Raw genomic sequence first — 23,326 nt, 5'->3', positions numbered from 1 at the left:
GCGCTTTCAAAATAGGACGGGTGGCGAGATGGGTTCAATCGAACCGCCCCCGCCACCGCATAGTTGCACAATTAGAAGAACAGGATCGACCCGACCGATACGGTATTGGACTTGGCCTCGTTCGGGCCCTGCGCCTCCGCCTTGGTATGGATATATTCGGCGAGCAGCGTAACCCAGCTCGTCAGGCCGTAGCGTAGCTGTCCAACCCAGCTGCTATTCTTGTCGAGCAACGTCGGGTTGACCTCGCCACGCGCGAGATCGAGCTTGCTCTGCCCATAGCTCCCCGCGACCGTGAACTTGTCGAAGGTCAGGCTGGCCTGACCGTAAAAGCCGCTGCTGTCACGCTTGCGCCCGAGCGCATCGGTCGAGAAGACGAACAGCGCCGTCGTCCCCAGCCCCGACCCGCCATAATAATAACCGAGCACATTCAGCGGACCATAGCCGAGCTTGCCACCGACATCGAAGCCGCTGCCGGTATAGCTCGGCGCGCCGGCAAAGCCGTCATGCTTCTGCGTAATGCCCGACGCCCACAGGTGACCCGTGAATGTGTCGGCCTTGAAGTCATAGGTGACCTTACCCTGAAAACCGGGCGTGCCGTTGACCTCGGCCCCGCCCGTCAGCGTCGACAACGGCTGGAAGATTCCGGCCGACGCCTGAAAGCCGCCGAACACGGGCGTGGTGTAGGTGATCTGCGGCTGGAAGTCGGTGTAGATATAGCCGATCCCGATCCGCCCGAGCGAGGTGTTCGACGGGCCCGCATTGCTGCCCGGCGTGCCGACCGACAGCAGGGTGATATCGTTCAGAATCGCATCGGACCCGAACAGGCCGATGTCACGCCCGAGCTTGAAGGTGCCGAGATGCGGCTTGCCGATCGTCATATAGGTCTGCCGGGCATCGATCCCTGCGGTCGCCAGCGCGACTGGCGCACCGGCGGCGTTGGCACCATTGCCGCCGTACGAATTGCTGTTGATGCCGGGATAGAAGCCGAAGTGCGCGGCAATGTCCCAGCCGCCCTGGTTGGTCGACACGTCGAGCCCGAAGATGCCCGGCAGCAGCCCGTTGCGGATCGCCGAACTGTTCTGCGGGCCGGTATTGGCGAGACCGCCGACGACCGTCGTGCCGGCAAGGCGCTTATCGGGCGAATCATGCGTATAGAAGGCGTTGACCGAGCCCGAGAACTTCACCGTCACGCCGCCGACTTCCATGCCGATCCCGCTGCTCGTCATCCGCACCAGCCGTTTGTCGTCGAGCTGCGCGGCAGCTGCGGTCTGCGGCTCGGCGGTCGGGTTGGTCGCGACTGCAGCGGGTTGTGGGGCGGGTGGCGCGGCGGGTGGCTTGCGCGCGATCAGATCGTCATATTCCGCCTGCGTCAGGATGCCCTTCTCCTTCAGCCGCAGCAGCAGGGCGCTGGTCGTGTCGTCTTGCGCGAATGCGGGCGTCGCGCCCGCCAGCAATGCGGCCGCGCAGACCGCCTGCAGCAATGTTGTGGTGCCCCTCACGGATATCCTCCCCCTGATAGCGGCCCGCCTTTCGCGGTGCCTGTGCGCCAACGCTGCGCCCGCGGCGGCGATCGGGGAATTGGACTTTGGTGCGTGGTGCGCGGCGTCCGATCAGGGCGCGACGACGACGCCCCAGGGCGCGCGGCCCACAGCAATCGTCGCGATCACGGCCTTGGTCGCGAGATCGACCACCGAGACATTGTCCGAAAGTCCATTGGCCGAAAAGACGCGGCTCCCTGCGGCATCGATCGCGGAGTGCCACACGCGCCGCCCGACCGGGATGTATCCGGTCACCGTCGCGCTCGCGACGTCGACGATTGCAAGCGTATCGGCGCGCCCCAACGCGACGACGGCCTGCTTGCGGTCGGGCGTGAAGCGGATACCGACCGGCATGATCTTGTCCTTGAACACCCCCGGGGGCGCGAAGGCGATCGTTTTGGTCACCGCGTGGCTGGTCGTGTCGAGAATCTGCACTTCGCCACCGATTTCCGAACTGACCCACAGCGCCTTGCCGTCGGCGGTGAATTCGGCGTGGCGCGGGCGCATCCCGACCGCAGTCTGCGCAAAGTCCTTGTGGCTGGCGAGATCGATCCAATGCACCGAGTCATCGGTCTCCGAGGTCGAGACAACCGTCTTGCCGTCGGGGCTGACCGCCATCCCTTCGGGTTCGACCCCGACATCGACTTGCCAAGCGACGACATGCTTGGCGACATCGATCGCGGTCACCGCAGCGTCGCGTTCATTCGCCGCGAACAGCATGGTACCGTCGGGCGATAGCGCGAACTGCTCGGGGTCCTCGCCCGACGGCAAGTCAGCGACGACCTTGCCCGTCGCGCGGTCGATGACTTGCACGGCATTGTCGTCGCTCGCGCAGACATAGAGAAACTTGCCGTCGCGCGAGAGGACGATGCCGCGCGGGCGCTTGCCGATCGGCCAGGTCGCCACGACCTTGAGCGACGTCGCGTCGATCACGGTGATACTGTTTCCCTTTTCATTGGAGACGTAGACCGTCTCGGCGCGCGCACTCCCCCCGAAAGCGAGAGCGCAAAGCAAGGGCAGGGTAAGACAAATCCGCATGAGACGGGTCTAGTCCAATCGCGCGCGGGCGCATGCTGTACCTAAGTGCAATAGGGTCGCAGGCCTGCACCCGCCTACATCCCCGACTCAATCGCGAAGACCGCGAAAGCCGTGGAGAGGAAGCCGATGAAGATCCCCAGCCTGTCGATGCTCGCTTTGCTTGTGGCGACGGGACTTGCCACCGCGCTGATCGGCAATGCGGTCTTCGCGCATGGCAATGTGCTGCCGCAACCGGTCGACACGAGCGCCCTGCCCGACATTGGCGAGGCATGGCTCGTCAAAAATCCGTATCGCGGCAATGCGACCGCGATCAAGATCGGCGAATCGGCATATGGCCAGAATTGCGCCCGCTGCCATGGCCTTGAAGCGATGTCGGGCGGCATTGCGCCCGATCTGCGCTATCTCGATGTCGGCGAAGCGGGCGACGAGTGGTTCATCAATCGCTACCAGCATGGCTCGGCGCGCGACGGCAAGGTCTATATGCCGCCGCTCGGCGATGTTCTCGGGCAGAAAGCCGGCTGGGCGATCCGCTCCTGGCTCGACACCAAGCACCAGGATTAGTGCCATGAACCCGGGCTTTACCCGACGTGGCGTGATTGCCGGGATCGGCGCGGCTGCGGCGCTCCCCGCATTCCCGGCGCGCGCGGCGTCGCTCGAAAAGATCCGGAGCGCTGGCATACTGCGCATCGCGGTCTATCGCGATTTCGCGCCTTGGGCGTGGTTGGAAGGCGCAACGCTGCGCGGGATCGACGTCGATCTCGGTACTGCAATCGCGCACAAGCTGGGCGTCAGGCCCGAGTTTCGGGACTTCCTTGCCGGCGACGATGTCGACGACGACTTGCGCAACATGGTGTGGAAAGGCCCCGCCACCGGCGGCACGCTGTCGGACATCATGATGCACGCGCCGTTCGACCGCGCCTTTGCGTTGCGCAACGATCGCGTCGTGATCGTCGCACCCTATTATCGCGAGAGCTTCGCGATCGGCTGCGGCCGCGCGGTCGATTGCGAGGATCCGCCGGCCCGGTTCAAGGGCCACAAAATTGCGGTCGAGCTCAACAGCATTCCCGATTTTTACATGAGCGGCCAATTCGGCGGCGCGCTGCGCAGCGACGTCGTGCACATGACCAGCGGCATGGTCGCGTTGGACTCGGTCCGCGAAGGCAAGACCGATCTCGCAATGGCGACGCGCGCGCAAGTCGAGCACGCGCTGTCGAAGGGCGGCGACGCGATCGTTGCGCGCAAGGGGCCGATCCCGGCGCTGACCAGCCCGGGTTGGGACATCGGCCTGGCGGTGAAGGACGACAGCCGCGATCTCGGCGACCGGCTCGACACTCTGCTTCCCGAACTGATTGCCGACAAAACCGTTCCGGCGATCTTCGACCGGTACGGCGTGACGCTGCGCGCGCCGCTCGCATCGTGACCGCCGCCTAGGCCCAAGGTCCAATTGGCGGGCGCGCGTACCGTGATAGCGTGAAGCGATCGTACTGCAGCAGCAGCCGACCTCGCCGGAAATGGCGGGCGTAAAGAACAACCAGGGGAGAAGATGATGAAGCGCATTGTGCGACAGACGTCGATTTTCGCAATCGGAAGCGCGCTGCTCGCGGCACCGCTCGTGGCGGCACCCGATGCCGCACCGGGGGAGGCCGCTGCGCCGGGGGCGGCGGTCGGCCCGACCGATGCAGACTTGATGAACGACGCCAACACCCCGGGCGACGTGCTCACCTACGGCATGGGGCCGCGCGCACAGCGTTTTAGTGCGATCTCCACGATCAACGCCGACAACGTCGCCAAGCTCGTTCCCGCTTTTGCCGCCTCGCTTGGTGGGGAGAAGCAGCGTGGGCAGGAATCGCAGCCGCTCGTCTATGACGGCACGATTTACGTCACCGGCTCCTATTCCCGCGTCTTCGCCTTCGATGCGAAAACCGGCGAGGAGAAATGGGAATATGACGCGCGTCTGCCCGATGCGATCGTGCCGTGCTGCGACGTGGTCAATCGCGGGGCAGCGATCTACGGCGACAAGATCATCTTCGGCACGCTCGACGCCCGGCTCGTTGCGCTCAACCGCAACACCGGCAAGGTCATCTGGAACAAGCAGATCGCCGACTACAAGGCCGGCTACAGCTTCACCGCCGCGCCGATGATCGTCCACGGCAAGATCATCGTCGGCAATTCGGGTGGCGAATTCGGCGTGATCGGCGAGATCCAGGCGCGCGACGTCAACACCGGCGAGCTGATCTGGACGCGTCCGACGATCGAGGGGAACATGGGCACCCTGGGCGGCAAGGAAAACGGAATGACCGGCAAGCTCAATGCGAGCTGGCAGGGCGACCAGTACAAGCAGGGTGGCGGCGCGACGTGGTTGGGGGGCACCTACGATCCCGATACCAACCTGATCTACATGGGCACGGGCAATCCTGCGCCCTGGAACAGCCATTTGCGCCCCGGCGACAATCTCTACACCGCCTCTACGCTCGCGATCGATCCCGACACCGGCCAGATCAAATGGCACTATCAGACCACACCGCACGACGGCTGGGATTTCGACGGAGTCAACGAATTGATCCCGTTCGACGCGATGCGCGGCGGAAAGATGATGAAGCTCGGTGCCAAGGCCGACCGCAACGGCTATTTCTTCATTCTCGACCGCACCAACGGCAAGTTGCTGCAGGCCACCCCGTTCGTCTCAAAAACAACTTGGGCGACAGGCTATAACTTGAAGACCGGCAGGCCCAATTATGTCGAGGCCAACCGACCCGGCCCGCCCACCGCGGAAAAGGGAACGACCGTGTTCGCGGCCCCCGCCTTCCTTGGTGCCAAGAACTGGATGCCGATGTCGTACAGCCAGCAGACCGGTCTGTTCTACGTGCCCAGCAACGAATGGGGCATGGATATCTGGAATGAGCCGATCGCCTACAAGAAGGGTGCGGCGTTCCTCGGTGCCGGCTTCACGATCAAGCCGCTCTATGAGGATCATATCGGTGTGCTCCGCGCGATCGATCCGGCGACGGGAAAAATCGCGTGGGAATATAACAACAAGGCACCGCTATGGGGCGGCGTGCTGAGCACGGCAGGCAACCTCGTGTTCACAGGCACGCCCGAGGGATATCTCAAGGCGTTCGACGCCAAGAGCGGCAAGGAATTGTGGAAGTTCAACACGGGATCGGGCGTGGTCGGCACGCCGATCACCTGGGAAACCGATGGCGAGCAATATGTCGCGGTGATGTCGGGCTGGGGCGGCGCGGTGCCTTTGTGGGGCGGCGAAGTCGCCAAGGCGGTGCAGCACATCAATCAGGGTGGTGCGCTGTGGGTGTTTAAGCTGCCGAAATCGTGAGCGGCACGGCTCTATCCGGCGTCGAGCGGAGCCGTGCGGCGGGGGTGGCGAATGCCGCCCCCGTTTCGCTTTCCCGCGCAATCGGACTACGCTCGGCAAGCGGAACGGCGCAACAGGGGGATCTGGATTACGTGGAACGCGTGCTCATCGCCGACGACCATCCGATGGTGCGCGATGGTTTGCGCACCGTCATCGCGGTGGCGTTCGATCAATGCGAGCTGTTCGAGGCCTCCTCGCTCGACGAAGCCAGCGCGGTGATCGCGCGCGAGGGCGATTTCGACTTGGTGCTGCTCGATCTCAACATGCCCGGCGCGGTCGGCTTTTCCGGGCTGATCGCGCTACGCGAGCGCTTCCCCTCGGTACCCGTGGTCATCGTCTCGGCGGCGCAGGAGCGCGGTCTTGCACGCGGTGCGCTGGCGGCGGGGGCGGCCGGGTTCATCCCCAAATCGCTGCGGCGCAGTGCGATCGTCGATGCGCTCAAGACCGTACTCGCGGGGGATTTCTATGCCCCGGAGATGGACGAGATCGAGGCCGCCGAGACGCTCGAGGATGCCGACATCCAGCGCCGCATCGACAGCCTGACGCCGCAGCAAAAGGTCGTGCTGCGGCTCGTCGTCGCGGGCAAGCTCAACAAGCAGATCGCCTATGAGCTCGATGTCTCGATGACGACGGTCAAGGCGCACGTCTCGGCGATCCTCGCCAAGCTCAAGGTGTTCAGCCGCACGCAGGCCGTCATCCTCGTCAACAAGGTGAAATTCGGGACCGACGCCTGACATTACTGCGTGAGCCGCGTGATCAGCGCGCGGAGCTGCGCGGGCTTGACCGGTTTCTGCAGGACGTGGAAGCCCGCCGCAGCGAGATGATCGCGCAATTCGGGGGTACGATCGGCTGTGATGATAATCGCGGGGATTGCGGCACCCTCCGCAGCCCGCAAGCCCTCAATCGCGCCGACCCCGGTCTGGCCGCCGTCGAGGTGATAGTCGGCAATGAGGAGATTGGGCCGCGAGATGTTGGCTTGCGCTATCCCGGTCGCCATGTCGCGTGCGTTCAGCACGGTGCAGCCCCACCCCTCGAGCAGAGCCGACATGCCTTCGAGGATCAATGTCTCATTGTCGATCACGAGCACGACCCGATCGTTGAGCGGCCCGCTGCGCGATGGCGCGACGGTATGCGACACGTGCGCGCTGGGCGTGCCGAGCGGAACCTCCACCCCGAAGCGCGAGCCCTCGCCGAGCGCGGAGCGGACGGTCAGCGCATGGCCGAGCATCCGCGCCGCACGCTGAACGATCGCCAGCCCCAGCCCCATCCCGCGATCACGCCCATGCGCGCCGATTCGCCGGAATTCCTCGAAGATCTCGACATGATGCTCGGGCGCGATCCCCGGGCCGGTGTCGACCACCTCGACCTGCAGCATTTCACCCTCGACGCGAACCGAGACATCGACCGACCCGGCCTGGGTATAGCGTAACGCATTGCCGATGAGGTTCTGCAGAATCCGCCGCAACAGGCGCGGATCGGAGCGCACCCAGAACACACCGTCATCGATCCGCAGCGTCAACCGACGCTCGCGCGCGACGGGTGCGAATTCGGCTTTCATGCTGCGCAGCATTTCGTCGAGCGCGAAGTCGATCGGTTCGGCGACGATCGCACCGGCATCGAGCCGGGATATCTCGAGCAGCGATTCGAGCAGATCCTCGACCGAATCGAGCGCCGACCCCGCCTGGCGCACCAGCGCGCGCGTCGGCAAGGCGAGCCGCCGGTCACTCAAGGCGGCGACAAACAGCCGCGCAGCGTTAAGCGGCTGCAACAGATCGTGGCTCGCCGCAGCGAGGAAACGCGTCTTGGAGATATTGGCTTGTTCGGCTGCAGTCTTGGCGTCGCGCAGTGCCGCCTCGACCGCGAGGCGCTCGGCATTTTCGCGGCTGAGCTCGCGATTGACCGCGTTGATGTCGGCGGTACGTTCCTCGACACGGCGTTCGAGCGTCTCGTTGGTCTCGCGCAGCCGCTCGGCGGCGCGCAGGCTTTCGGTGATATCGCCAAAGCTCATCACCATCCCGCCATCGGGCATGCGTGCACGGTGAACCTCTACGACCTTGCCGCTTCGGTAACGTCGGAGCGAGACGGCATCGCGCACGCCGTCTTCGAGCCAAGCGAGCGGCAGGTCTGGCTCCATCGGTCCGTTCAACGCCACACATCCCGCGACCAACCCGTCATGCGTCGCGACGATCGCGATCCCATCGGCGGGCAGACCGATTACTGCGAGCAGGGGATCGTTCCACGCGACCAGCCGGCGCTCGGCATCGTAGACGCACACGCCCTGCGGGATCGTATCGAGCGTCGCCTGGAGGATCGCGCTCTTCTCGGCGAGTTCACGCGCGCGCAGCCGCGCATCCTCGGCCTTCACTTCCGTGATGTCGGTATAGACGCCGACGATCCCGCCCTCGCTGGTGCGCAATTCGTTGATCTGGATCCAGCGGCCGTCGGCAAGCGCGTGGACATGCCCGCCGCTCGCGACCATGCGCTGCGCCATCCGCTCGGACACCCAGCGGTCGTGTGCGACCATCGCCCCAAGCGTGGTGCCGTCCTTGCCGATCATGTCAGTGATTTCGGAAAAGGAGATTCCGGGGACGATCCGGTCGGCGATCTTGGGCCACAGGCCGAGATAGGTCTGGTTGCACAGCACAAGCCGATCATCGGCATCGAAAATCGCAAAGCCTTCGTTGATGCTCTCGATCGCATCGCGCAAGCGGCGTTGCGCATCGTCGGCCGTCTCCTTGGCGATCCCGAGCGCCGCGTTGCTGCGCGCCAGCGCGTCGAGCGCCTGTTCCAGATCGGCGGTACGCTCGCGCACCTTGCCCTCCAGCGAGATCGCGGTCTCGAACAGCGAGAAGGCATTGCCCTGAAGATCGGTTGAGCGTTCGACGCGGTCGATCAGAGCGGTGTTGATGCGCTTGAGTTTGACGATCTCAGCCTCGAGCGCCGCGATCCGTGCGGCATCGTGGCTTTGGGGCACGGCGATCCGCGTTGCCATCAGTCCCCCCAGCCGATCGCCAGGCCGCTGAAGGTCTGGTTGACGTGGAGCGCGTGGAACTGCTCGCCATAGGTGTTGAAGCCAGTGACGCGCCGTTCGACGAACATGCGAGAGACTTTGCGGGTCAATTGCCGCTGTTCGGCCTCGATCTTGTTGAGCACACAGTCGAACCCGACGATCCGGTCGATCCCACCGACACTGCGATCGAGATCGTCGAACAAAGTGCCGAGCCCGTCGAGAATGTTGCGTGCCTCGCCCAGCGTCAGCACAACACCTTCGTCGATCGCGCAATAGAAGGTCAGACTGCCGTCGGGATTGGCCGACTGGATCGATCGGACATAATATTCGCCGCCGGCGCGCACCATCGGCGGGTGCGAGGCAAAGACTGCGGGGCTGAGCTGGTTGACGGTCGTCCCGGTCAGCCGGGCATATTCCTCCGCCGCCGGTTCGGCGTTGATCTCGGTAACGACGCGCCCCACCGGATCGGCCCCGGTGATCACCATCTTGACCTGTCCCGGCGCATAATGCTGCGAGCGAAACACCTGCATCGGTCGCGCCGAGGACAGGATCGCGACGAGCGCGGCATCGCGGCGGAAGGCACCGTCCTGAAAGATGAAGGTCTCCTTGAAGTCGAGCCCGTCGCCGGAAGATCCGCCGATCAGGGGGATTTCGCCGAGCGCATCCTGCACGGTGACGGTGAGCATCTCCTCGCGGTGCGACAGCCCGTCGACCAGGAAGATCGCGGCGCGCGTCACCTCGGGACCAAGCGCGTCCGAGGCGGCGGTCGATTCGGCGACCAGCGCGCGCACGACGCTTTGCGCACGGCTGGCATCGAACGAATCGAGATGATCGAAGCGGACAGCGTTGAGCGTGAAATCACTCGCCGGGAAACCGATCGCAGCGATCGTGCCCTCGGCGATGCCTTCCGGAGTAATTTCACCCGAAGAGGTGCATCCCACCACACACAGCCCTTCGCTACGCCGGTTGATCGCCTCGGCCAGCCCATCGAGCGCGTAGCGACTGGAGCTGAAGATCAGCACGCCGGCAAGCGTCATCGGGTCGAGGGCAGCAAACAGCGCCTGCGCTGCGGCATCGGGATCCGCAAGCCGCGTCGCAGCGGTACGGACCGGGGAACGCAACCGCGCGGGCGGGGGGGCATCGAGCATGAGCGGCATCATGTCATGCCTGCACGGGTGCGTCGATTGCCATGGATCATCCGGCACCGCAGACCGGCACGCCCGCCGCGTCGAGCGCATCGACCTCGGCGTCGCTGAAGACGCGGCTGCGGATGATGAAGCGCAGTCCCTCGGGCCCCTCGAGCGAAAACCCCGCGCCGCGCCCGGGCACGACATCGATCGTCACCTGCGTATGCCGCCAATAGGCGAATTGCGCGGCACCGATCCACACCGGCACGTCGTCGGCGATACGCCCCAGCAAAATGTCCTGCCCACCGACCCGAAACTCGTCCGCAGGGTAGCACATCGGTGCCGATCCGTCGCAGCATCCCCCGGACTGGTGGAACATCACCCGCCCGTGGATCGCGCTCAGCCGATCGATCAAGGCGATCGCGGCGTCGGTTGCGAGAATACGGGCAGGTGGCGTCACGCTCGGCTCCTGAAACGCGGGAAAAAGCGGCGGGTCCGAAGACCCGCCGCAGCCGACGGCCAAGGGAACAGACCGCCGGGCTTCGGTCGATACGCTAGAAAAACCCCATCGGCTTCGGACTGTAGCTGACGAGCAAATTCTTGGTCTGCTGATAGTGATCGAGCATCATGCGATGGTTCTCGCGCCCGATCCCCGATTGCTTGTACCCGCCGAACGCAGCGTGCGCCGGGTAAAGATGGTAGCAATTGGTCCACACCCGTCCGGCCTGGATCCCGCGACCCATGCGATAGGCGCGCGTTCCGTCGCGGGTCCAAACCCCCGCGCCGAGCCCATAGAGCGTGTCATTGGCGATCGCGAGCGCGTCGGCATCGTCCTTGAACGGCGTCACCGCCACCACCGGGCCGAAGATTTCCTCCTGGAAGACGCGCATCTTGTTGTTGCCCGAGATGATCGTCGGCTTGACGTAATAGCCGCCGCCCAGATCGTCGCCATGCTGCGCGCGCTCGCCGCCCGTGAGGATCTTCGCTCCTTCGTCGCGCGCGATATCGAAATAGGACAGGATCTTTTCGAGCTGGTCGTTCGACGCCTGCGCGCCGATCATGGTCGAAGGATCCAGCGGGCTGCCCATCACGATCTTCTCGACGCGGGCGACCGCCTTTTCCATGAAGCGGTCGTAGATGCTTTCATGCACCAGCGCGCGGCTCGGGCACGTGCACACCTCGCCCTGGTTGAGCGCGAACATCGCGAACCCTTCGAGCGCCTTGTCGAGGAAATCGTCGTCCTGATCCATCACATCGGCAAAGAAGATGTTGGGCGACTTGCCCCCGAGCTCGAGCGTGACCGGGATCAGATTTTCGGTCGCATATTGCATGATTAGGCGGCCAGTCGTGGTCTCGCCGGTAAAGGCGATCTTGGCGATGCGCGGGCTCTGCGCCAACGGCTTGCCCGCCTCGACGCCGAAACCGTTGACGACGTTGAGCACACCCGGCGGGAGCAGATCGCCGATAATCTCCATCAAGACCATGATCGACATCGGCGTCTGCTCGGCTGGCTTGAGCACGATGCAATTGCCGGCGGCGAGCGCGGGCGCGAGCTTCCACACCGCCATCAGGATCGGGAAATTCCACGGGATGATCTGGCCGACCACGCCCAGCGGCTCGTGATAATGATACGCGACCGTGTCATGGTCGATCTCGGAAATGCCCCCTTCCTGCGCGCGGATGCAGCCCGCGAAATAGCGGAAATGGTCGATCGCGAGCGGAATGTCGGCGGCGGTCGTCTCGCGGATCGGCTTGCCGTTGTCGATTGTCTCGACCATCGCGATCAGCGGCAGATTTGCCTCGATCCGGTCGGCGATCTTGTTGAGGATCACCGCGCGTTCGGCATAAGAGGTGCGGCCCCACGCGTCCTTCGCCTTGTGCGCGGCGTCGAGTGCGAGATCGATGTCTTCCTTGGTACCACGCGCCACCTGGCACACCGTCTGGCCGGTCACCGGCGAGGGATTGTCGAAATAGCGCCCCTGCACCGGCGCGACCCATTGGCCGCCAATGTAATTGTCATAAGTCGAGCGAATCGCGACCTTGCCTTTCAAACCTTCGAGCGCCTGGTGCAGCATAGTTTCTCTCCTGGATATGAGCCCGGTGGCTGACACCAATGCGGGCTATCTGCCTCTATTGTGCCCAAAACCCTCGACCGCGCTATTGCACCAAAGGGCAATTTGCGGACCGTCAGTCTGCCTCCATGCTCGCTCGCGATAACCAAGCGTCCGCTGCCAAGGCCGAGCGCCCGCGCGAGACGATCGTGAGGAGAAGATGATGTCGAGACTGATCGCCGCCGCATTGTGTCTGACTGCCGCGCTGGGAGCGACCGGCGTAAGTGCGAAGGCACCCAAGACCGTGCCCGCCAAGACGATCGTCGTCGAGATGAGGGATAGCGGCCCCGAAGGCGCGATGGTGTTCGTCCCCGCCTTCGTGAAGGCCAATCCGGGCGACACAGTACGCTTCGTGCCGACCAGCCCGGTGCACAATGCCGAGCTGATCCCCACGATGCTGCCCGCCGGCGTCACGCCGAGCAAAGGTGCGATGGGCAAGTCTTTCGATCTCGTTGTCACCACGCCCGGCATCTACGGCATCAAATGCGCACCGCATTATTCAATGGGGATGGTCGCGGTCGTGCAGGCCGGCGACGGCCCGTCCGCCAATCTCGCCGCCGCGCGCGCGGCCAATCTCCCGCCCTTCGCTAAGAAGCGGATGGTCGGCTATCTCGCAAAGGCGCGCTGACATGACCACCTTGCTCGTCACCTATCCCCGAACCGACGGCGCGACGTTCGACCTGGATGCCTATCTGGACCGGCATCTGCCGCTCGTACGCGATAGTTGGACGCGGTATGGGCTGACCCGCGCCTCCGCGTTTATTCCAGAGGAACCCGCTCCGGCCTATGCGGCGGTCGCGGTGCTCGAGTTCAGCGATGGCGCGGCGCTCGACGCCGCGCTGGCATCGCCCGAGGCGGCCACGGTGTTTGGCGACGTCGCCACCTTCACCGACATTGCCCCCGTGCCGCTGCGCTGTACGGCCCGGTGATGGACGGGAGCGCGAAGTCGGAGTGCCCGATCGCGGTGCGGCTGTTCTCGCGCGTCGGCATTGCGGGGGCAGCGCTCGTCTTCCCGCTCGCCGCCTTTGCGCAAGACCAGACCGGCCCCGATATCGTCGTCACCGCCACGCCCCTGTTTGATGTCGGCGAGGGCGCGCTGCGCTTTCCAGCGCAGACCATCAGCGACGAGCAGCTCCAGCGCGCGCATGCCAATGACCTCACAGACTATCTCAAGCGGCTGAGCGGTGGCGTGTTCGTCAATGAAATGCAGGGCAACCCGCTTCAGCCCGACATCAACTATCGTGGCTTCACCGCTTCCCCGCTGCTCGGCACGCCGGAGGGGTTGTCGGTCTTCCTGGACGGCGTTCGGCTCAACCAGCCGTTCGGCGATATCGTCAGCTGGGACCTGATCCCCAAATCAGCAATCCGCTCGGTTAGCCTCGTGCCGGGCTCGAACCCGTTGTTCGGGCGCAACTCGCTGGGGGGTGCGGTATCGATCCGCACCAAGGACGGCAACTCGGACCCCGGCTACCTGCTCGATGTCGGCGTCGGATCGTTCGCACGCCGCACGCTCGAGGCGCAGGCCGGGGGCGCGATCCGCGGCGGGTTCGACTGGTTCGTCAGCGGCAACGCCTTTCACGAGCGCGGCTGGCGCGCCTTTTCGACCTCCAGCGCCTATCAGGGATTCGCCAAGTTCGGCTGGTCGAATGCGACGACGCATCTGCAGCTTTCAACGAGCTACGCGGACACCGACCTCAACGGCAACGGACTGCAAGAACAGCGCCTGCTCGCCGCCGATCGCCGCAGCGTCTACACCCAGCCCGACGTCACGCGGAACCGCTCGGGGCTGGTCAATCTGACCGCAAAGCACACCGTATCGGACGCACTGTCGCTGTCGGGAAACGTTTATTGGCGGCGGATCAAGACCCGCACCTTCAATGGCGACGTCAACGACAATGCGCTCGGCGAAAATCTTTACCAGCCCAACGCCGCCGAGCGCGCCGCCTTGGCTGCGGCCAACATTAGCGGCTTTCCGCTAAGTGGCGAAACGCAGGGCAACACGCCCTTCCCGCGCTATCGCTGTATCGCCGAGGCGCTGCTCGACACCGAGCCCAACGAAAAATGCAACGGCCTGATCAACCGTTCGGCGACCGACCAGCGCGAATGGGGCGCGAGCATGGAGGCAACACTTACCGCGACATTCGCCGGGCTGCACCAGACGCTGACGTTCGGCGCGAGCTATTCGGATAGCCAGGCCGACTTCGCGCAATCCGCCCAATTCGCCTATTTGACTGCCGAGCGCGGCGTGGTCGGCGTCACTGGCCCGGGTGCGTTTGCCGACGGGACGCAGCAATCCGAAACCGCATTCGACGCGCGCGTCGACCTGCACGGTCGGACCACCAATCTCGGCCTCTACGGCACCGATTCGCTGATGCTGACCGGCACGCTGCGAGTCGATCTGTCGGCACGCTACGATCGCACGAGCGTCGGCAATCGCGACCGGATCACGCCGGTTGCCGGAACCGGTTCGCTGACGGGCGATCATCGCTTCTCCGCCTTCAACCCCGCTATCGCCGTCGCCTGGATGCCGTTCAAGCAGCTCGGCTTCGATGCCGCGATCGCGCAGACCAGCCGCGCGCCCTCGGCGATCGAGCTCGGCTGCTCCGATCCGGCAAGCCCGTGTCGGCTGCCCAATGCGTTGGCAGGGGATCCACCGCTCAACCAGGTGACCGCGACGACGCTTGAGGTCGGCGTACATGGCAGCACGCATGGCCCCCTCACCTGGCGCATCGGTGCCTTTCGCACCGACAGCCGCAACGACATTCTGTTCGTGGCGAACGACGCCGCAGGCTTTGGCTATTTCCGGAACTTTGGCCGCACGCGGCGGCAAGGCGTCGATCTGGATGCGACCGCCACGTTCGGTGCAGTTCGGCTTTCGGGCCATTATACCTGGCTCGACGCCACGTACCGCAGCAGCGAGCACGTCGGTGCCTCGGGCAACAGCAGCAATGACGGCGTCGCCCCCGGGTTTGACGGCACGATCGCCATCGGCAGGGGAAATCGCATTCCGCTAATCCCGCGTTCGATCGCCAAGGCGGCGGTCGGCTGGGATCCGATCAAGCGCCTGTCGCTCGATGTTGACGTTATCGCTGTTTCGGGCGTCTTTGCGCGCGGCAACGAGAACAACGCGCATGTGCCCGACGGCGTTTATTACCTTGGTGCCGGGAGCACGCGACCGTATGCGGTCGTCAATTGCGGTGCCGAACTGCACGTTACCAGGGCCGTCACGCTGACGCTCCAGGTGAACAACCTGCTCGACAAGCAATATGCCACCGCCGCGCAGCTCGCGGCGACTGCATTCGACGGCACTGGCCGTTTCGTAGCGCGCCCCTTCGCCACCCAGGTGATCGGCGGCGAGCGCCCGCTATTATCCTCGACCTTCTACGCACCCGGCGCGCCGCGTTCGGTGCAGGTCAGCGCTCGCATTCGACTTTGAGCGGAGAGAAGACAGGTAAGGCGTCATCGCCAGAAGACAGGCGAAATGCGCTTAAATTTCATAGACTAAGCCACGTGCCGGCAAAGAAGCGTCAGCCTCAGATTTCGGTCATGAACCGAGGCATTCATCGGCGTCTGGAGGAGGCAAACTGCAAGTACAAGACGCAGATCGCACCCAGGACAGGAATACCAAGCGCGCCCGACAGGACAAATGAAGGCGAAATCGGCGGACATAATGGGCAAACCGGGAGGAGCTTGGCGACGAGGACGGCAAGCAACGCGGTGCCCAACCCGGACGCGGCCTTCAACGTCGCGACGAACAGCCCGATCGGAAAGGCTTCGCCGACAATCCCGTTGCCGCGTTCCGATTGCACGCTCATCGCCAGAAGCGCCCAGATGGCGGTGTTCATGCCCGCCTGGCTTCCGCCAAGCAATGCGAGAAAGATCATGCCAGCGGTCGAGGTCAGGCTGAACGCGAAGCAGCCAATCGATAGGATGAGGCCAATATGAGATACGGCCAAGACAGTGCGCGTCGGAATGTGCCGCGCGACGATCATCCAGAGAGGTAGCGCAACGCCCTGGCCAAACGTCATACTGGCGAGCGCCCAACCCGCCCAGGCCGCATCCCGCATCACGGCGTGGCCGAAGAACGGAAGCGCGCGCGAGAAAAAGGGGATCAACATGCTCTGGATGGCGACGACACACAGCGCGAAGCGATAGGCAGGATTGGCAAGCAAACGTCGCAGCATCGTTATGGCCGGGACTTTAAGCGGCTTTCTTTCGCCATCCGCGAGCCGCGCGGTCGCGATTTGCGCGAAGATCAAGGTCGATGCGTAGAGGGCACCGCCGACGACGCCGAAGATGACAAAGGCATGGCTGCGCCCCGCCTGATCGCCAATTGCCAGAACCTTGGCCAGCGCCAAACCGACTCCGCTCCCGCCAAGCGCGCTGAAGATAAGACGCAGCGCGGAGACGTCTCCGCTATCCCGCTCGGTTCGAACGACTCGCAAGAGCAGGGTGTTATGCCCGACATCGCCCAGCGTGTAGCCGATCCTGCTTCCGACGACGGCGGCCACGGTTAGGGCGGTGCCGCCAAATCCTGGTGCTGCGAAAATGAGCGCGAAACCGGCACCGCACAATGGCGCCGCGACCCGGATCAGGCGTGCTTGCGCATCGCGCCGTCCGGTCCAGTCGGATCGATAGGAAATCGCCAGATCGGCCAGGCCGTCCCACACCATCAGCGACGCGAGCAGTGCACCGGCATATGCTGCAGACAGGCCCGCATTGAACACGAGAAAATAGAGCAGGACGCTCTCGAAGGCGTTCCAGAGGAAACTCTTGCCCAGATTGCCCGAACTGTAAGCGAGCTTGGTCGAGAGCGGAATCGGCTCGGTTGGCAGGGATACGCCCGAAGGCTCGGAGAAGCGGGACATGGCCCGATCGCCATAAAGGGCTCACCCTTCATTTTTTTGACGCACTGCAATTATATAATCGGGCGTTATGCGCATGTCTTCGCCCACCAGGCTCATTCTCAGCGAAGCGCAACGGCGCGTCGTGCAGCATTTGCGCATCCATGGCCCGACCGCGCGCGTGCACCTCGCCCAAACGCTCGGCATCAACCCCGCCACCTTGACGCGGATTACGCAGCAGCTCGCCGACATGCAGCTTGTCGAGGATATTCCGACGAATTCCGAGACGGGTCGCGGACGCCCGACGATTCCCGTCGCGATCGCCGGCGATGGCGGATGGTCGGTCGGCGCGACCGTACACCCGGGATGGCTTGAGCTTGTCGCAATCGATTTTCGGGGCGAGATTCTGTTCGAGGATACGCTGCCTTTTACGCAAAATGATCCGAGGGTTTTCGCAAGGACGGTCGAGGCGCGACTGCGCACTCTGGTCGCGCAGCGCAGTTTCATGCGGGGCCGCTTCCTGGGCCTGGGCGTAGCGGTCGCGGGGTACGCGATCGATGGCGATCGTAACCGTCGCGCGGTCGTCGATTGGATCGCGCCGTGGGACAATATTCCGTTGCGGGAGGTTCTAGGCGATGTGCTGGGCATGCCCGTGTGGATCGAGAATGATGCGGCTGCGGCGGCGCTGGCTGAATTCTATCGCCCGGAAATCATCCGCCAGCACCGTTCGATCCTCGTCTTCTTTCTCGGCCACGGTGTCGGCGGCGGCCTGATCGCGGAGCGCGACCTGTTCTCCGGCGAGTTCCACAATGCGGGCGAGGTCGGACGGCTCTTTCCGGGCAGCGAACCAAGGCCGTCCGGGGTCGATCTTCTGGAAACCCTGCGCCGGGCAGGTGCCGATGTCGCATCTCTCGCTGACCTGCACGGCCTTTTGGACCCGTATCGCGCGGTTTTCGACACATGGATCGCACGTGCTGCAAAGCAACTGACCGCAGCCACGCATAGCGGCGTCGCGTGGCTGGACCCCGGCGCGGTGGTCATTTCAGGCGCGCTGCCTCAATCGGTCCTGGATAGGCTGGCGGCGCAGGTGACCGAGCATTGCAATCGCCTTTTCAGCGGGCTCCGTGCGCCAACGCCACATATCTACGCATCCCGCCTTGGGAGTAAGGCCGTCGTGCTGGGTGCCGCGCTCGCTCCGCTACACGACGTGCTTGAAAGTAGGCGCTGACCGTATTTGGAATTCTCTTATTTAATTTCATGAAATCAATTAAAACTGTCACCGAACCCATCGAAAGCGCCCCTCGAACAAATTCAAGGGGATTATCATGCGAATCAAGACAAGCCTCCTCACCAATGCCGCCATCATGGCGCTCTTTGCCGGTGGCCCGGCGCTGGCCGAGACCGCGCCCGGCGACCAGGCGAACGCCGCGGCTTCCGCTAAGGCCGAAGCCGAACAGCCGGTCGATATCGTCGTCACCGGATCTGCTCGCGCGCAACGGCGCTTCGACGTTTCCTACGCGGTCAATTCGCTTTCTTCGGACGATATCAAGAAGCTCGCGCCCCAGAGCATGGCGCAGCTGCTGAGCGTCGTCCCGGGCATCCAAGTCGAGTCAACCGGCGGCGAAGTGCAGAACATCACCCGCGTGCGCGGCATTCCGACCGACCGCGGCTATCTCTATTTCCAGCAGGACGGCCTGCCGCTGTTCCACGATCTCGACGGGTATTTCTTCAACGCGGGCGACGGGATGAACCGTCCCGACCTGATGACCCAGCGGGTCGAGGTCGTGCGGGGCGGCCCGGCACCGATTTATGCGAGCGGTGCGGCCGCGATCGCGAACGTGATCACCCGCACCGGCAGCGATAAACCGCAGGGCGAGGCGCAGGTGACGGTCGGGACCACCGGCCTCTACCGGCTCGATGCCTATCAATCGGGACCGCTGGGTCACGATACCTATTACGCGGTCGGCGGCTTCCTGCGACAGAATGACGGCTACCGCGATGCCGGCTTCCCGTCCGATCGCGGCGGGCAGATCCGCGCGAACTTGAAGCATGATTTTGCGAACGGCTTCGTCAAGCTCTCGGGCCAGTACACCAACGACAGCAACATCTTCTATCTCTCGCTGCCGACTGCCGATCCCCGCAATCCCTCCGTCAGCCTCAATCCCTACCTCAATTCGCTGACGGGTACGCTCGACACCCCGGCGCTGCGCTCGGTGAACATCGCGTATCGCAACGGCGCGGGCGTTGTGCAGAATCAGAGCGGGGATCTCGCCAATGGCCGACATATGCGCTTCGGCAACGCCCAACTGGATTATGAGGGTGACTTCGGCGGGTGGCACGTCTCCGCCAAGGCCGGTTATACCGAGGGGCGCTCGCACTTCGATGCGCTGTACACGACCTCCAATCCGCTGGTCGCCACCACCTTTGCAAACAGCAATCTGGCGGCGGCGCAGGCGGCGTTCGGCAATGTCGCGTATCTGGGCTATGCCTTTGCGGGCACCAACGGTGCCTCGCTTTATGATCCCGCCAGCCAGTCCGGCCTCGTGCTTTCGGCGCAATATCGTTCGACCGACGCGAAATTCTATTCCGGCCAAGGCGACGTGAGCGTCACGCGCAAGTTCGACACCCCCTTGGGCAGCCACGATATTCGCGTCGGCGTCTATGGCGCGGACTGGGGCAGCAGCGTCTTCGCCGTCTATCAAAACTACCTGCTCCAGGTCACTTCGCAGCCGAAGACCTTGGACCTCGTCGCTTACGGGGCCGATGGATCGGTCAAGGGCTATGTCACCGACAATGGCGCGCTGAACGACGCGGCGTCGCTGGTCGGCGGCAAATATGATGCGCAGATGGTCGCGGTGTACGGGACCGACACATGGGACATCACCGACCGCCTGCGGATCGACCTCGGCCTTCGGCAGGAATGGTACAGCTATAATGGCTTTTCCCAGACCACGGGCTCGTACAATCTCGGCAATGCGGCGACGCTCGCCGACAATGCGACGCGAGGCTTCACCGGCGCGATCGTCACCACGAAATTCAAGCCCAAGGCGACGAACTGGACGGCGGGCGTGAACTACGATCTCAGCAGCCGCTTCGGCATTTACGCGCGCGCATCGCAACTCGAAGTGCCCGCTTATGCGTCCGCCGTCGCGATCACCGGTTCCTCGTTCACCGCATCGAAGGCAAAGCTCTACGAGGCAGGGGTGAAGGCACTGGTCGGGCATTCCTACCTGTATCTCACCGGTTTCTATACCAAATTCGATCCATTGAGCGCCAGCTTCACCACCTTCAACCCTTCCACCGGGCGCAGCGACCAGATCGTCGCCTTCGTCGGATCGGCCGAAGACAAGGGCATCGAGGCGGACGGGCTTTTGCGGGTCGCGGGTCCGTTGTCGGTATCGGGCGCGGTTACGGTGCAGGACCCCAAATACATCAACTTCACCAGCACCACAGGGGCCAGCGCCGGCGCAGTGGCCGGCAAGCAGATCGTGCGGCAGCCCAAAATCTACGGCAACATCCGTCCGAGCCTCGATTTCAAGTTCCATGGTGGTGACCGACTGAGCGTCTACGGTCGCTACGATTACGTCGGAAAGCGCTATGTCGATGTGACGAACACCACCGCGCTGCCGGCCTATGGCTATTTCAGCGCAGGCATGACGTTCGATCATGGACCCTGGAACTTCCAGATCGTCGGCGACAATGTCACCAACGCGCATGGCCTGACCGAGGGCAATACCGCAGGCGACACTCTGTCCGGTCAGGGCACGCCCGACGCGATCTTCGGCCGTCCCCTGTGGGGCCGCAATGTCCGCTTCGTGGTCGGCCTGAAATGGTGATCCTTCCACGCTGACCTGTCGGCCCGGACGGGATCGTCCGGGCCTTTTCCTGGCGCGCGAACCTTCGCCCGAAGGCGCGCTTCTCCCATTTGGGCTCTCTCTCTATGAAAATTCTCCCCTTCACCGCCGCCCTAGCGCTGTTCGCGAGCAGCGCAGCGGGCGCGGCGACACCGCGCGACATCATGGCCAACGTTCGCAATCCGCAGGGCGGGCTGGTCGTCGTCGCGCATCGCGGCTGCCATGCGCCCGCCCCGCATCATGGGTATGGGCCCGCGCCGGAAAACTCGGCGCTCGCCTTGCAGCGCTGCGCGGCGATGGGCGTAGACATGATGGAAACAGACGTGCGCGAAACGCGCGACGGCTATCTCGTCATCATGCACGACGACAGTGTCGACCGTACCACCGACGGCAGCGGCAAGGTCGCCGATCTCACTTTGGCCCAGATCAAGCTATTGCACCTGCGTCAGGGCGAAGGCGGCCCGGCGGCGGCAATGACTGATCAGGCCGTGCTGACGCTCGACGAGATGCTGGAACTCGCGAAGGATCGGATCGTCCTCAACCTCGACGTGAAGGACGCCGTCTATCCGCAAGTCATCGCCGCCGCGCGCAAAGCCGGTGCGCAAGATCGCGTGACGCTCAAGACGCGGGTCGGTGCCGGATCGCTGCCGCTTGCAGCAATGGCACCGTATGACGAAGTGGCGTTCCTGGTGATCCCGCAGGATGTCGATGATCGCGACCTCGCCATCGCCGATATCATCTCCGCGCAGATGGCGGGCAGCGTGAAGCCTGTTGGCATCGAATTGCCGTATCGCCTGCCATTGTCGATGCTCGCGACGGTTTCGGCACGCGCGCGATCGCTGGGTGTGCGGCTTTGGGTGAACATGCTGGACGGCAATTTCGTGGTCGGCGCGGGCAGCGACCGCGACGCTCTGCGGGCCCCGGATGCGGTGTGGGGTGCGCTCGTCCGCGCCGGTGCCTCCATGTTGCTGACCGACGAACCCGAAGCAATGCTTGCGATGCGCAATGCCAAACGACGCTGAATGGGCTTCCACGGATGCCGCCTGTTGCCAGACGCCGGACTGAGAGCATGTGGCACTTCCGGGAACGGCATCGGGGCGTGAAATACTGCTCTGCAAACCAATGGCAGCTCTGGACTTTAGCAGTCGCTTGCGCCCGTCCGTCGAACCGCGAAAACAGGTGCCGCCAGCTTCGTGGCGGCGGTGACCCACGAGCGGCCACTCCCGAGACTTTTTCGCCTTCCCAACTTCCGACATCCATTCGTCGGTGCACGCTCAAACTACAGCCCAGCTGGAATGGCGAAACCTGGGACAAAGCCGTCATTCGCAGGTCCGATGGAGAGGGGCGGTTTTCGGAGGAAGCGGACATTCGCCGGGCTTCCGGTATTCGGCTTGCGAACGAGCAGACTTCGCTGATTGCCGACCGGCAGGTTTTGCAAAGCCGCAAGCCATAACAGCCGGTTCAAATATATGCTTGGTGGTTACGTCGATGGCTCAGCGAACGCTGGTCACGACCAATATACCCCATCCGGCCCGCAATGAGTAAAGGTCCGCTTCTGAGCGAAGCGGACCTTCAAGAATTCCCGGTCAGGGGGACGCCACCGACCGCGCGTTGCCGAGCGGCGGCGCAAATGTCAGGCTTGGGCCGCCATCGTGCGGGCGACGTCCGCAGCGCTGATGCCTTCCAGCGCAAGGCCATAGCCGCCATCCGCCTCAATCAATCGACGCAGTCCCTGGGTGAGTGCGATCCGCGTATAGCGGCCGGTGAGCGGCGGCAGCGCTGCGATGCCGTCGGCGATCTCGTGCGCGCGGGCGAGCAGGCGGTCGGCCGCCACGATCTCATTGACCACGCCCCAGTCCTTCGCTGTCCCGGCGTCCAAAACTTGCCGGGTGAGCAGGAAATAGCGCCCGCGGATCGATCCGATCACGTGCGGCCACAGGACATGCACGCCATCGCCCGGAACGATGCCGAACTCGAAATGCGGCTTGTCCTGGAACACCGTCTCTGGCGTGGCGAGGACGATATCAGTGAGCAGCGCATATTCGCTGTGCAGCAGCACTGGCCCGTTGAGCGCGGCGATCATCGGCACTTCGATATCGAGGATGTTCGACAGCACCTTGCGGCCTTCGCGCAGGATCTTGTCATAGCCCCGAGGGGTGAAGAAATCGAAGCCCTCGGGATCGATCGCATCCATGAAGGCATCGCCGGAACCCGTCAGGATTACGACGCGATTGTCGCGATCTTCGCCGATCGCATGGAACAGGTCGACGAACTGCTCGTGGGTATGGCCGTTGAAGACGAGCTTGCCGCCGTCGGTGTGCAGGGCGACTTCGAGCACGCCATTGTCCTTGCGGGTCAAGCGGGCGTTGGGAAAGGCGTCGCGATAGGTGTCGAACTTGGCCATGACGGCTGATCCTTCTGTCTGTGCCGGCCC

The 23,326-nt window shown here is 64.0% G+C and carries 18 protein-coding genes; 10 read left to right on the top strand and 8 right to left on the bottom strand.

What is annotated here, in order from left to right; all coding sequences use genetic code 11:
* Positions 1 to 71: 71 nt before the first annotated feature.
* A complete protein-coding gene (locus ACP7BL_RS07195; protein WP_299105996.1) occupies positions 72 to 1,499 on the bottom strand; it encodes a porin in 1,428 nt (475 codons plus the stop codon).
* A 111-nt stretch (positions 1,500 to 1,610) separates the two neighbouring features.
* On the bottom strand, positions 1,611 to 2,576 hold the full coding sequence (locus tag ACP7BL_RS07190; protein ID WP_033963533.1) for a PQQ-dependent catabolism-associated beta-propeller protein: 966 nt from the start codon (positions 2,574 to 2,576) through the stop codon (positions 1,611 to 1,613).
* A 147-nt stretch (positions 2,577 to 2,723) separates the two neighbouring features.
* On the opposite strand from ACP7BL_RS07190, the gene pedF reads away from it, so the two are divergent.
* The 4 genes from pedF to ACP7BL_RS07170 all read left to right on the top strand — a co-directional run bounded on the left by pedF (position 2,724) and on the right by ACP7BL_RS07170 (position 6,680).
* Positions 2,724 to 3,137, top strand: coding sequence for a cytochrome c-550 PedF (gene pedF / locus ACP7BL_RS07185; RefSeq protein ID WP_052192066.1), 414 nt, complete (start codon positions 2,724 to 2,726; stop codon positions 3,135 to 3,137).
* A gap of 4 nt (positions 3,138 to 3,141) precedes the next feature.
* The gene (locus ACP7BL_RS07180; protein WP_126845452.1) at positions 3,142 to 3,996 is read left to right on the top strand and encodes a substrate-binding periplasmic protein; all 855 of its coding nucleotides are present in this window, start codon (positions 3,142 to 3,144) and stop codon (positions 3,994 to 3,996) included.
* A 123-nt stretch (positions 3,997 to 4,119) separates the two neighbouring features.
* On the top strand, positions 4,120 to 5,907 hold the full coding sequence (locus ACP7BL_RS07175) for a methanol/ethanol family PQQ-dependent dehydrogenase (RefSeq protein ID WP_171010502.1): 1,788 nt from the start codon (positions 4,120 to 4,122) through the stop codon (positions 5,905 to 5,907).
* A 164-nt stretch (positions 5,908 to 6,071) separates the two neighbouring features.
* On the top strand, positions 6,072 to 6,680 hold the full coding sequence (locus ACP7BL_RS07170) for a LuxR C-terminal-related transcriptional regulator (protein WP_231564900.1): 609 nt from the start codon (positions 6,072 to 6,074) through the stop codon (positions 6,678 to 6,680).
* A 2-nt stretch (positions 6,681 to 6,682) separates the two neighbouring features.
* Here ACP7BL_RS07170 and ACP7BL_RS07165 read toward each other — a convergent pair whose 3' ends face one another.
* The 4 genes from ACP7BL_RS07165 to adh form a co-directional block, all read right to left on the bottom strand.
* Positions 6,683 to 8,938 (bottom strand): hybrid sensor histidine kinase/response regulator, encoded by a 2,256-nt coding sequence (locus tag ACP7BL_RS07165; protein WP_299106014.1) that lies wholly within the window; start codon positions 8,936 to 8,938, stop codon positions 6,683 to 6,685.
* A complete protein-coding gene (locus ACP7BL_RS07160) occupies positions 8,938 to 10,116 on the bottom strand; it encodes an FIST N-terminal domain-containing protein (RefSeq protein WP_426257979.1) in 1,179 nt (392 codons plus the stop codon). The genes ACP7BL_RS07165 and ACP7BL_RS07160 overlap by 1 nt, the downstream gene beginning before the upstream one ends.
* A gap of 34 nt (positions 10,117 to 10,150) precedes the next feature.
* Positions 10,151 to 10,543 (bottom strand): DUF779 domain-containing protein, encoded by a 393-nt coding sequence (locus tag ACP7BL_RS07155; protein WP_033963528.1) that lies wholly within the window; start codon positions 10,541 to 10,543, stop codon positions 10,151 to 10,153.
* Positions 10,544 to 10,637: 94 nt separating this feature from the next.
* Positions 10,638 to 12,158, bottom strand: coding sequence for an aldehyde dehydrogenase (gene adh / locus ACP7BL_RS07150; RefSeq protein ID WP_033963527.1), 1,521 nt, complete (start codon positions 12,156 to 12,158; stop codon positions 10,638 to 10,640).
* Positions 12,159 to 12,354: 196 nt separating this feature from the next.
* On the opposite strand from adh, the gene ACP7BL_RS07145 reads away from it, so the two are divergent.
* Genes ACP7BL_RS07145 through ACP7BL_RS07135 form a run of 3 tightly spaced genes read left to right on the top strand, consistent with a single transcriptional unit; the run spans position 12,355 to position 15,630 of the window.
* A complete protein-coding gene (locus ACP7BL_RS07145) occupies positions 12,355 to 12,822 on the top strand; it encodes a pseudoazurin (protein ID WP_052192054.1) in 468 nt (155 codons plus the stop codon).
* Position 12,823: 1 nt separating this feature from the next.
* Positions 12,824 to 13,123: an EthD family reductase gene (locus ACP7BL_RS07140; RefSeq protein ID WP_033963526.1), complete on the top strand. Its 300-nt coding sequence runs from the start codon at positions 12,824 to 12,826 to the stop codon at positions 13,121 to 13,123.
* Complete coding sequence (locus tag ACP7BL_RS07135) at positions 13,123 to 15,630, top strand: TonB-dependent receptor (protein WP_426257978.1); 2,508 nt, start codon at positions 13,123 to 13,125, stop codon at positions 15,628 to 15,630. The genes ACP7BL_RS07140 and ACP7BL_RS07135 overlap by 1 nt, the downstream gene beginning before the upstream one ends.
* A 124-nt stretch (positions 15,631 to 15,754) precedes the next feature.
* Here ACP7BL_RS07135 and ACP7BL_RS07130 read toward each other — a convergent pair whose 3' ends face one another.
* Positions 15,755 to 17,062 carry an MFS transporter gene (locus ACP7BL_RS07130; protein ID WP_426257977.1) on the bottom strand — a complete coding sequence of 436 codons (1,308 nt, stop codon included), beginning with the start codon at positions 17,060 to 17,062 and terminating at the stop codon, positions 15,755 to 15,757.
* Positions 17,063 to 17,135: 73 nt separating this feature from the next.
* Between ACP7BL_RS07130 and ACP7BL_RS07125 the strand changes: the two genes are divergently transcribed.
* The 3 genes from ACP7BL_RS07125 to ACP7BL_RS07115 all read left to right on the top strand — a co-directional run bounded on the left by ACP7BL_RS07125 (position 17,136) and on the right by ACP7BL_RS07115 (position 21,914).
* Positions 17,136 to 18,266, top strand: coding sequence for an ROK family protein (locus ACP7BL_RS07125; RefSeq protein WP_426257976.1), 1,131 nt, complete (start codon positions 17,136 to 17,138; stop codon positions 18,264 to 18,266).
* 97 nt (positions 18,267 to 18,363) lie between these two features.
* Positions 18,364 to 20,874: a TonB-dependent receptor gene (locus ACP7BL_RS07120; RefSeq protein WP_426257975.1), complete on the top strand. Its 2,511-nt coding sequence runs from the start codon at positions 18,364 to 18,366 to the stop codon at positions 20,872 to 20,874.
* A 104-nt stretch (positions 20,875 to 20,978) separates the two neighbouring features.
* Positions 20,979 to 21,914, top strand: a complete 936-nt coding sequence (locus ACP7BL_RS07115) for a glycerophosphodiester phosphodiesterase family protein (protein WP_126845445.1) — start codon at positions 20,979 to 20,981, stop codon at positions 21,912 to 21,914.
* A 611-nt stretch (positions 21,915 to 22,525) separates the two neighbouring features.
* On the opposite strand, the gene ACP7BL_RS07110 is transcribed toward ACP7BL_RS07115, so the two are convergent.
* Positions 22,526 to 23,296 (bottom strand): enoyl-CoA hydratase/isomerase family protein, encoded by a 771-nt coding sequence (locus tag ACP7BL_RS07110; RefSeq protein ID WP_033963523.1) that lies wholly within the window; start codon positions 23,294 to 23,296, stop codon positions 22,526 to 22,528.
* Positions 23,297 to 23,326 lie beyond the last annotated feature (30 nt).

The organism is Sphingomonas sp. DC1600-2, assembly GCF_049897605.1.
Classification (GTDB): Bacteria; Pseudomonadota; Alphaproteobacteria; order Sphingomonadales; family Sphingomonadaceae; genus Sphingomonas.
The sequence above is the reverse complement of the archived record's forward strand: the minus strand, read 5'-3'. Positions and strand labels throughout refer to the sequence as shown.

What these genes read in the sequence shown, in the direction of transcription:
- ACP7BL_RS07160 (WP_426257979.1), bottom strand. Translation starts at nt 10,116, where the DNA reads ATGATGCCGCTCATGCTCGATGCCCCCCCGCCCGCGCGGTTGCGTTCC.
- ACP7BL_RS07120 (WP_426257975.1), top strand. Translation starts at nt 18,364, where the DNA reads ATGCGAATCAAGACAAGCCTCCTCACCAATGCCGCCATCATGGCGCTC.
- ACP7BL_RS07135 (WP_426257978.1), top strand. Translation starts at nt 13,123, where the DNA reads ATGGACGGGAGCGCGAAGTCGGAGTGCCCGATCGCGGTGCGGCTGTTC.
- ACP7BL_RS07190 (WP_033963533.1), bottom strand. Translation starts at nt 2,576, where the DNA reads ATGCGGATTTGTCTTACCCTGCCCTTGCTTTGCGCTCTCGCTTTCGGG.
- ACP7BL_RS07175 (WP_171010502.1), top strand. Translation starts at nt 4,120, where the DNA reads ATGATGAAGCGCATTGTGCGACAGACGTCGATTTTCGCAATCGGAAGC.
- ACP7BL_RS07140 (WP_033963526.1), top strand. Translation starts at nt 12,824, where the DNA reads ATGACCACCTTGCTCGTCACCTATCCCCGAACCGACGGCGCGACGTTC.
- ACP7BL_RS07145 (WP_052192054.1), top strand. Translation starts at nt 12,355, where the DNA reads ATGATGTCGAGACTGATCGCCGCCGCATTGTGTCTGACTGCCGCGCTG.
- pedF (WP_052192066.1), top strand. Translation starts at nt 2,724, where the DNA reads ATGCTCGCTTTGCTTGTGGCGACGGGACTTGCCACCGCGCTGATCGGC.
- ACP7BL_RS07130 (WP_426257977.1), bottom strand. Translation starts at nt 17,062, where the DNA reads ATGTCCCGCTTCTCCGAGCCTTCGGGCGTATCCCTGCCAACCGAGCCG.
- ACP7BL_RS07125 (WP_426257976.1), top strand. Translation starts at nt 17,136, where the DNA reads ATGTCTTCGCCCACCAGGCTCATTCTCAGCGAAGCGCAACGGCGCGTC.
- ACP7BL_RS07170 (WP_231564900.1), top strand. Translation starts at nt 6,072, where the DNA reads ATGGTGCGCGATGGTTTGCGCACCGTCATCGCGGTGGCGTTCGATCAA.
- ACP7BL_RS07110 (WP_033963523.1), bottom strand. Translation starts at nt 23,296, where the DNA reads ATGGCCAAGTTCGACACCTATCGCGACGCCTTTCCCAACGCCCGCTTG.
- ACP7BL_RS07115 (WP_126845445.1), top strand. Translation starts at nt 20,979, where the DNA reads ATGAAAATTCTCCCCTTCACCGCCGCCCTAGCGCTGTTCGCGAGCAGC.
- adh (WP_033963527.1), bottom strand. Translation starts at nt 12,158, where the DNA reads ATGCTGCACCAGGCGCTCGAAGGTTTGAAAGGCAAGGTCGCGATTCGC.
- ACP7BL_RS07180 (WP_126845452.1), top strand. Translation starts at nt 3,142, where the DNA reads ATGAACCCGGGCTTTACCCGACGTGGCGTGATTGCCGGGATCGGCGCG.
- ACP7BL_RS07165 (WP_299106014.1), bottom strand. Translation starts at nt 8,938, where the DNA reads ATGGCAACGCGGATCGCCGTGCCCCAAAGCCACGATGCCGCACGGATC.